Here is a 6,753-nt window from a genome sequence, read left to right as displayed (position 1 = left end):
CGTTCCCCTGGGTGCCGGCCCGTTCCTACGGGCGCCGGCTCGTTCCCCTGGGTGCCGGCCCGTTCCTACGGGTACGACACCACCGTCGACGGCACGGTCGACGTCCCCGACGTGGGCGCCCCCGTGTCGTTGATGACGCACTCGTACTGCCCGTTGCCGCCCAGCGAGACCACGAGCAGGTCGTGGAAGCGCACCCCGGGCCGGATGGGCGCGGCGAAGCCGTGGTGCTGCACGATGGTCGGGTCGACGTTGTAGTAGCAGTAGCTGCCCAGGCCCCAGCCCTCGTGGCTGGTCACGTTGTCCCCGACCCGGTAGGCCGCGTAGCCCTTGATCGAACCGTTCTGGATCGCGGCCTGGTTCGGCGCGTCGTACGCCTTCTCGTTCTGGAAGAAGATCGTGCGGCCGCGCTCGCCGAACCACTGCACGTCGTACTTGTTGAAGTGCTCCACGAACAGGCCGGTCGCCAGGACGTCATGGCCGTTGACGACGACGCCGTAGTCGGCCCGGTTGGTCTCCCAGCCGACGCCGTCGCCGTGGTCGGCGCGCCAGACCCAGGTGTGGTCGACGATGGTGTGGCGGCTGTTGACGACCATGCTGGTGGTGGCCTTGCCGGGGCCCGCCCCGCCGATGCGGATGAACACGTCCTGGACGGTGGTCGGGTTGGCGGAGTGGTCCCGGGAGGCGCCGGGCGGGCCGATCTCCAGCAGCGTCGCGGAGTTGACCGGCCCGGCGTCGACGAGGAACCCGGCCAGCCGGACGCCGTCGACGTCGGCGACGCGCAGCGCGGTGACGCCGTTGTCGGGGATCAGCGTCGCGTACCCGAGGCCCAGCACCACGGTGTTGGCACGGTCGACCCGGATCGGCCGGTCCAGGTGGTAGATGCCCGGCGTCAGCAGCAGGTGCAGCCCTTCGGCCAGGGCCTGGTTGAGCGTGGCCGCGGAGACGCCCGGCTTGGCGACGTAGAAGCGGGTCAGCGGCAGGGAGGTGCCGCGCGGGGTGCCGTTGCCCCAGGTGACGCCCCGGGCGTTGGTCCGCTTCTCGGGCAGGAAGACCCGGTACTCGCTGCCGCTGAGGTACAGGAACGGCTTCTCGCGGGAGACGGGCGTCGTGGCCAGGGTGGTGTACGGCGGGTTGGGGAACCCCTGCGCGGGGGCGCCCTCGACGCCGGAGAACACCATGTTCCACACGCCGTTGAGCCACCCCCCGATCGCGCTGTCCCGGGTGTACCACTGCTGCTGCGAGTACGGCTGCACCTGGCCGTCGATCCGGCTGTCGGCGATGTAGCCGCCGCTGGACCAGCCGTACCCGGTCGGGGCGAGGTTGAGGTTGCCGCGGACGTGCATCCGGCGGAACGGGGCGGCCTGGGACACCGCCCAGCGGTTGGTGCCGTTGACCGGGACCACGGCCAGGTTCTCCGCCGAACGCCAGAAGTTCTGGGTGGCGTTGCCGTTGAACCAGCCCGCGTCGACCGTGATGTCACCGTTGATGGTGGTGTCGTCCGGGGAGAGGCCGAGGCCGGAGATCGAGGTGTAGAAGCCGATCTGCGCGTTGAGGCCGTGGTAGGTGCCGGGCTTGAACAGCAGCTGGTAGCGGCCGGTGCCGAACTGGGCCGACTCCTGCTGCCGGAAGATCTCGTCCAGTCTGCCCTGGATGTTCGGCGTGGACGGGTCGAAGACGACGACGTTCGGGCCGAGGTCGCCGCCGCCGGGCAGGGCGCGCGGCTTCCTGCGTGCGGGCCGCTTCCCGGCGGCGGGGGCGGCCGAGGCCGTACCGGGCAGGCCGGCGAGCACGGTGGCCGCGGCCGCGGCGCCGAGGACGGCTCGGCGGCCGGGGGAGGGCAGGCCGGAGGTCGGGGAGTCAGTGGGCATGGGGCGGCTCTCCTGGTTCAGGAAGTGAACGGTGTGGGGTGTGGGGAGCGCTCTCTCGCCGCTGAATAGTTCATCCGTGGAACAGATGCGTCAAGGGGTGCGGCGAAGGTTCGGAGAGTGCGTCGAAACCCTTGACGTGTCCGCCTTCCAGGGATTAACTCACGTCCTAAATTAAGCCATGACGGCTCCCTCCCGGCGGGGGAGCACGGTCTGGGGGGCGAACTCCCGTCCTCCCGGAAGGGACACGAGCAGCATGCGCAGTACCCGAGCCGCGGCAGCCGGCGCCGTCACCCTGTCACTCGTCCTCGCGGCCTCGGCCTGCGGAGGTGGCTCCGCCACCGGCGGCGGGTCCAACGACTCGCCCAAGACGCTGACGTACTGGGCCTCCAACCAGGGCGCCAGCATCGAGATCGACAAGAAGGTCCTCCAGCCCGAACTCGACAAGTTCGAGAAGCAGACCGGGATCAAGGTGAAGCTGGAGGTCGTCCCCTGGTCGGACCTGCTCAACCGGATCCTCACCGCCACCACCTCCGGCCAGGGCCCGGACGTGCTGAACATCGGCAACACCTGGACCGCCTCGCTCCAGGCCACCGGCGCCCTGCTGCCCTGGGACGCGAAGAACTTCGACAAGATCGGGGGCAGGGACCGCTTCGTCGACTCGGCGCTCGGCTCCACCGGAGCCGAGGGCAAGGACCCGGCCGCGGTGCCGCTGTACTCGATGGCGTACGCGCTCTACTACAACAAGAAGATGTTCGCCGAGGCGGGCGTCTCCAAGCCGCCGGCCACCTGGGACGAGCTGGTCGCCGCCGGGAAGAAGCTCTCCAAGGACGGCAAGTGGGGCCTGGGGGCCGAGGGTTCGAACGCGTCCGAGAACATCCACCACGCCTACGTCTTCGCCAAGCAGCACGGCGCCGACTTCTTCACGGCCGACGGCAAGGCGGACTTCACGGGCGACGCCACGGTCGCCGCGGTCAAGCAGTACGTCGACCTGATGGCCAAGGACAAGGTCATCGCGCCCGGCAACGCCGAGTACGCGCAGAACCAGTCGGTCAGCGACTTCGCCAAGGGCAAGACCGCGATGCTGCTGTGGCAGTCCGCCTCCGCCAACCTGAAGTCCCAGGGCATGAGCGAGGACGACTACGGCGTCGCGCCCGTGCCCGTGCAGTCCGGCACTCCCGGCACCGGCAAGCAGGTCAACTCGATGGTGGCGGGCATCAACCTCGCCGTCTTCAAGAACACCGACAACCTCGACGGCGCCACCAAGTTCGTGAAGTTCATGACCAGCGACGACGAGCAGAAGGTCCTCAACAAGGCCTACAGCTCGATCCCGCCGGTGAAGTCCGCCCAGTCGGACGCCGCCTTCGCCACCCCGGCCAACGCGGTCCTGAAGGACACCCTCGCCAAGAGCGCCGTCGCGCTGCCGCAGGTCGCCGACGAGTCGCAGTTCGAGACGGCCGTCGGCACGGCGATCAAGGACCTGTTCGCCGACGCGGCCGCCGGACGCGCCGTCACCACCGCGTCGGTGAAGGCGGCCCTGGAGAAGGCCCAGCAGCAGATGCCGGCGGCCTGAGCGACATGACCACCACGGTTGAAGCCGGCACGCCGCCGGTCCGCACGAGCCCGTCCGGTGCGGCGCCCGGCCCCCGCCGCCGCACCGGACGGATCCGCCGCGTCGGCCTGCCCTACCTGCTGCTCCTGCCCGCGCTGCTCCTCGAACTGCTCGTCCACCTGGTGCCGATGGTGATCGGCGTCGTGATGAGCTTCAAGGAGCTCACGCAGTTCTACATCCGCGACTGGGGCGCCGCCCCCTGGTCCGCCCTCGACAACTACAAGGTGTCGGTGGACTTCGACGCCCCCGTCGGCGAGGCACTGCTGCACTCCTTCCTCGTCACCATCGCCTTCACGGTGCTGTCGGTGGGCCTGTGCTGGCTGATCGGCACGGCCGCCGCGGTCTTCATGCAGGACACCTTCCGGGGCCGCGGCCTGCTGCGGGCGCTGTTCCTCGTGCCGTACGCCCTGCCGGTCTACGCGGCCGTCATCACCTGGGTGTTCATGTTCCAGCACGACAACGGCCTGGTGAACCACGTCCTGCACGACCAGCTGGGCCTCACCGACAAGCCGTCCTTCTGGCTCATCGGCGACAACAGCTTCATCGCGCTGCTGACCGTGTCGGTGTGGAAGGGCTGGCCGTTCGCGTTCCTCATCGTCATGGCCGGGCTGCAGAACATCCCGCGCGAGCTGTACGAGGCGGCCGCCCTGGACGGGGCCGGCGTGTGGCAGCAGATCCGCCGCATCACCCTGCCGTCGCTGCGCCCGGTCAACCAGGTCCTGGTCCTCGTGCTGTTCCTGTGGACGTTCAACGACTTCAACACGCCGTTCGTGCTGTTCGGCAGGACCGCGCCGGCGGCGGCCGACCTCATCTCGGTGCACATCTACCAGGCGTCGTTCGTCACCTGGAACTTCGGCACGGGCTCGGCGATGTCGGTGCTCCTGCTGCTGTTCCTGCTGCTGGTGACCGCCGTGTACCTGGTGCTGACCTCGCGCGGAAGGAGGGCCGCCTCATGAGTTCGCCCCTGGCCCCGCCCCGGTCCTTCCTGTGGTCCCGGCGGGTCTTCCTGACGCTGCTGACGGGCTTCGTGCTGCTGCCGGTCTACGTCATGGTGTCCAGCTCGCTGAAGCCGCTCGCGGACGTCACGGGCAAGTTCCGCTGGCTGCCGACCGAGCTGACGATCCGCCCGTACGTCGACATCTGGTCGACCGTTCCGCTCGCGCGCTACTTCGTCAACTCCCTGATCGTGGCCGGCGCGGCGACGGTCTGCTCGGTGGTGATCGCGGTCTTCGCGGCGTACGCGGTCAGCCGCTACGACTTCCGCGGCAAACGCGTCTTCACGGTCACCGTCCTGTCGACGCAGATGTTCCCCGGCATCCTCTTCCTGCTGCCGCTGTTCCTCATCTACGTCAACATCGGCAACGCCACGGGCATCGCCCTGTTCGGGTCGCGCGGCGGCCTGATCCTCACCTATCTCACCTTCTCGCTGCCGTTCTCCATCTGGATGCTGATCGGCTACTTCGACTCGGTGCCGCGCGACCTGGACGAGGCGGCGCTGGTCGACGGCTGCGGCCCGCTCGGCGCGCTGTTCCGGGTCGTGGTGCCGGCGGCGGTCCCGGGCATCGTCGCGGTGGCCGTCTACGCCTTCATGACCGCCTGGGGCGAGGTCCTGTTCGCCTCGGTGATGACCAACGACACCACCCGCACCCTCGCCGTCGGCCTCCAGGGCTACTCGACCCTCAACGACGTGTACTGGAACCAGATCATGGCCGCCTCGCTGGTCGTCAGCGTCCCCGTCGTCGCGGGCTTCCTGCTGCTCCAGCGCTATCTCGTCGCCGGCCTGACGGCAGGAGCCGTCAAGTGACCGACTCGCCTGTTCTCGAAGGGACTTCCGTGACCATCGACCTCGCCGCCCTCCCCGACGACTTCCTGTGGGGCACGGCCACCTCGGCGTACCAGATCGAGGGCGCCGTGGCGGAGGACGGCCGCGCGCCGTCGATCTGGGACACCTTCTCGCACACCCCCGGCAAGACGGCCGGCGGCGACCACGGCGACGTCGCCTGCGACCACTACCACCGCTGGCGCGAGGACATCGCCCTGATGCGGCAGCTGGGCGTGAACGCCTACCGCCTCTCGATCGCCTGGCCGCGCGTCGTCCCGGGCGGCGACGGCCCCGTGAACCCCAAGGGCCTGGCCTTCTACGACGAGCTGATCGACGGCCTGCTGGAGGCCGGCATCACCCCGTCCGTCACCCTCTACCACTGGGACCTGCCGCAGGCGCTGCAGGACCGCGGCGGCTGGCCGGAGCGCGACACGGCCCTGGCGTTCGCGGAGTACGCCTCGGTCGTGGCCGGGCGGCTCGGCGACCGCGTGACCCACTGGGCCACCCTCAACGAGCCCCTGTGCTCGGCCTGGATCGGCCACCTCGAAGGCAAGATGGCCCCCGGCTGGACGGACCTGACCGCCGCCGTCCGCGCCTCCTACCACCTGCTGCTGGGCCACGGCCTCGCGGCCCGGGCGATCCGGGCCGCGGCCCCGGACGCTCAGGTGGGCATCGTCAACAACCTCTCCACCATCCACGCGGCCTCCGACCGTCCCGAGGACCTCGCGGCGGCCCGCCGCATGGACGGCCACACCAACCGCTGGTGGCTCGACCCGGTGCACGGCCGCGGCTTCCCGGAGGACATGCGCGAGGTCTACGGCGTCGAACTGCCCGAGCAGCCCGGCGACTCGGCGGCCATCGCCGCCCCCCTCGACTGGCTGGGCCTGAACTACTACTTCCCGCAGACGGTGGCCGACGACCCCGAAGGTCCCGCCCCGTACGCCCGGGCCGTCCGCCGGGAGGGCGTCCCGCGCACCGGCATGGACTGGGAGATCGACGCGAGCGGCATCGAGGACCTGCTGCTCCGCCTCACGCGGGAGTACGGCGCGCGCCGGCTGTATGTCACGGAGAACGGCTCGGCCTTCCCCGACGTCGTCCGCCCCGACGGCACCGTCGACGACCCCGAGCGGCAGGACTACCTCCTGCGGCACCTCGCCGCCTGCGCCTCCGCCGCCCGCCGGGGCGCCCCGCTGGCCGGCTACTTCGCCTGGTCCCTGCTGGACAACTTCGAGTGGGCTTACGGCTACGAGAAGCGGTTCGGGCTGGTGCACGTGGACTACGCGACGCAGCGGCGCACGATCAAGGGGACGGGCCACCGGTACGCCGAGGTGGTGCGGACCCACCGGAGCCGGGCGCGCGAAGCCGCCTGAGCCACGAACGCCGGGGTGGGCGGGGGCGCGGGAGCCCGCGCCCCCCCCCGCGCACCCCCCCCCGCCCCCCCCATGACAGGCACG

Annotated in this window: 5 protein-coding genes; 4 read left to right on the top strand and 1 reads right to left on the bottom strand. The window is 70.4% G+C overall.

All coding sequences use genetic code 11. The annotated features are described in order from the left end of the window. Window positions 1-65: 65 nt before the first annotated feature. Window positions 66-1,868: a coagulation factor 5/8 type domain-containing protein gene (locus RIN80_RS24620; protein WP_309097836.1), complete on the bottom strand. Its 1,803-nt coding sequence runs from the start codon at window positions 1,866-1,868 to the stop codon at window positions 66-68. Window positions 1,869-2,121: 253 nt separating this feature from the next. Between RIN80_RS24620 and RIN80_RS24615 the strand changes: the two genes are divergently transcribed. The 4 genes from RIN80_RS24615 to RIN80_RS24600 are packed head-to-tail and all read left to right on the top strand — an operon-like array spanning window position 2,122 to window position 6,669. After that, the gene (locus RIN80_RS24615) at window positions 2,122-3,438 is read left to right on the top strand and encodes a sugar ABC transporter substrate-binding protein (protein WP_309097835.1); all 1,317 of its coding nucleotides are present in this window, start codon (window positions 2,122-2,124) and stop codon (window positions 3,436-3,438) included. A gap of 5 nt (window positions 3,439-3,443) precedes the next feature. Further along, window positions 3,444-4,433: a sugar ABC transporter permease gene (locus RIN80_RS24610; RefSeq protein ID WP_309097834.1), complete on the top strand. Its 990-nt coding sequence runs from the start codon at window positions 3,444-3,446 to the stop codon at window positions 4,431-4,433. Between the two features lie 8 nt (window positions 4,434-4,441). Next, window positions 4,442-5,281, top strand: a complete 840-nt coding sequence (locus RIN80_RS24605; RefSeq protein ID WP_309097838.1) for a carbohydrate ABC transporter permease — start codon at window positions 4,442-4,444, stop codon at window positions 5,279-5,281. Between the two features lie 29 nt (window positions 5,282-5,310). Further along, window positions 5,311-6,669: a GH1 family beta-glucosidase gene (locus RIN80_RS24600; RefSeq protein WP_309097833.1), complete on the top strand. Its 1,359-nt coding sequence runs from the start codon at window positions 5,311-5,313 to the stop codon at window positions 6,667-6,669. The last annotated feature ends 84 nt before the right edge of the window (window positions 6,670-6,753 follow it).

Source organism: Streptomyces sp. (assembly GCF_031181705.1).
GTDB lineage: Bacteria > Actinomycetota > Actinomycetes > Streptomycetales > Streptomycetaceae > Streptomyces.
Note: the sequence above shows the minus strand (reverse complement) of the source record. Positions and strands in the feature narration are given on the sequence as shown.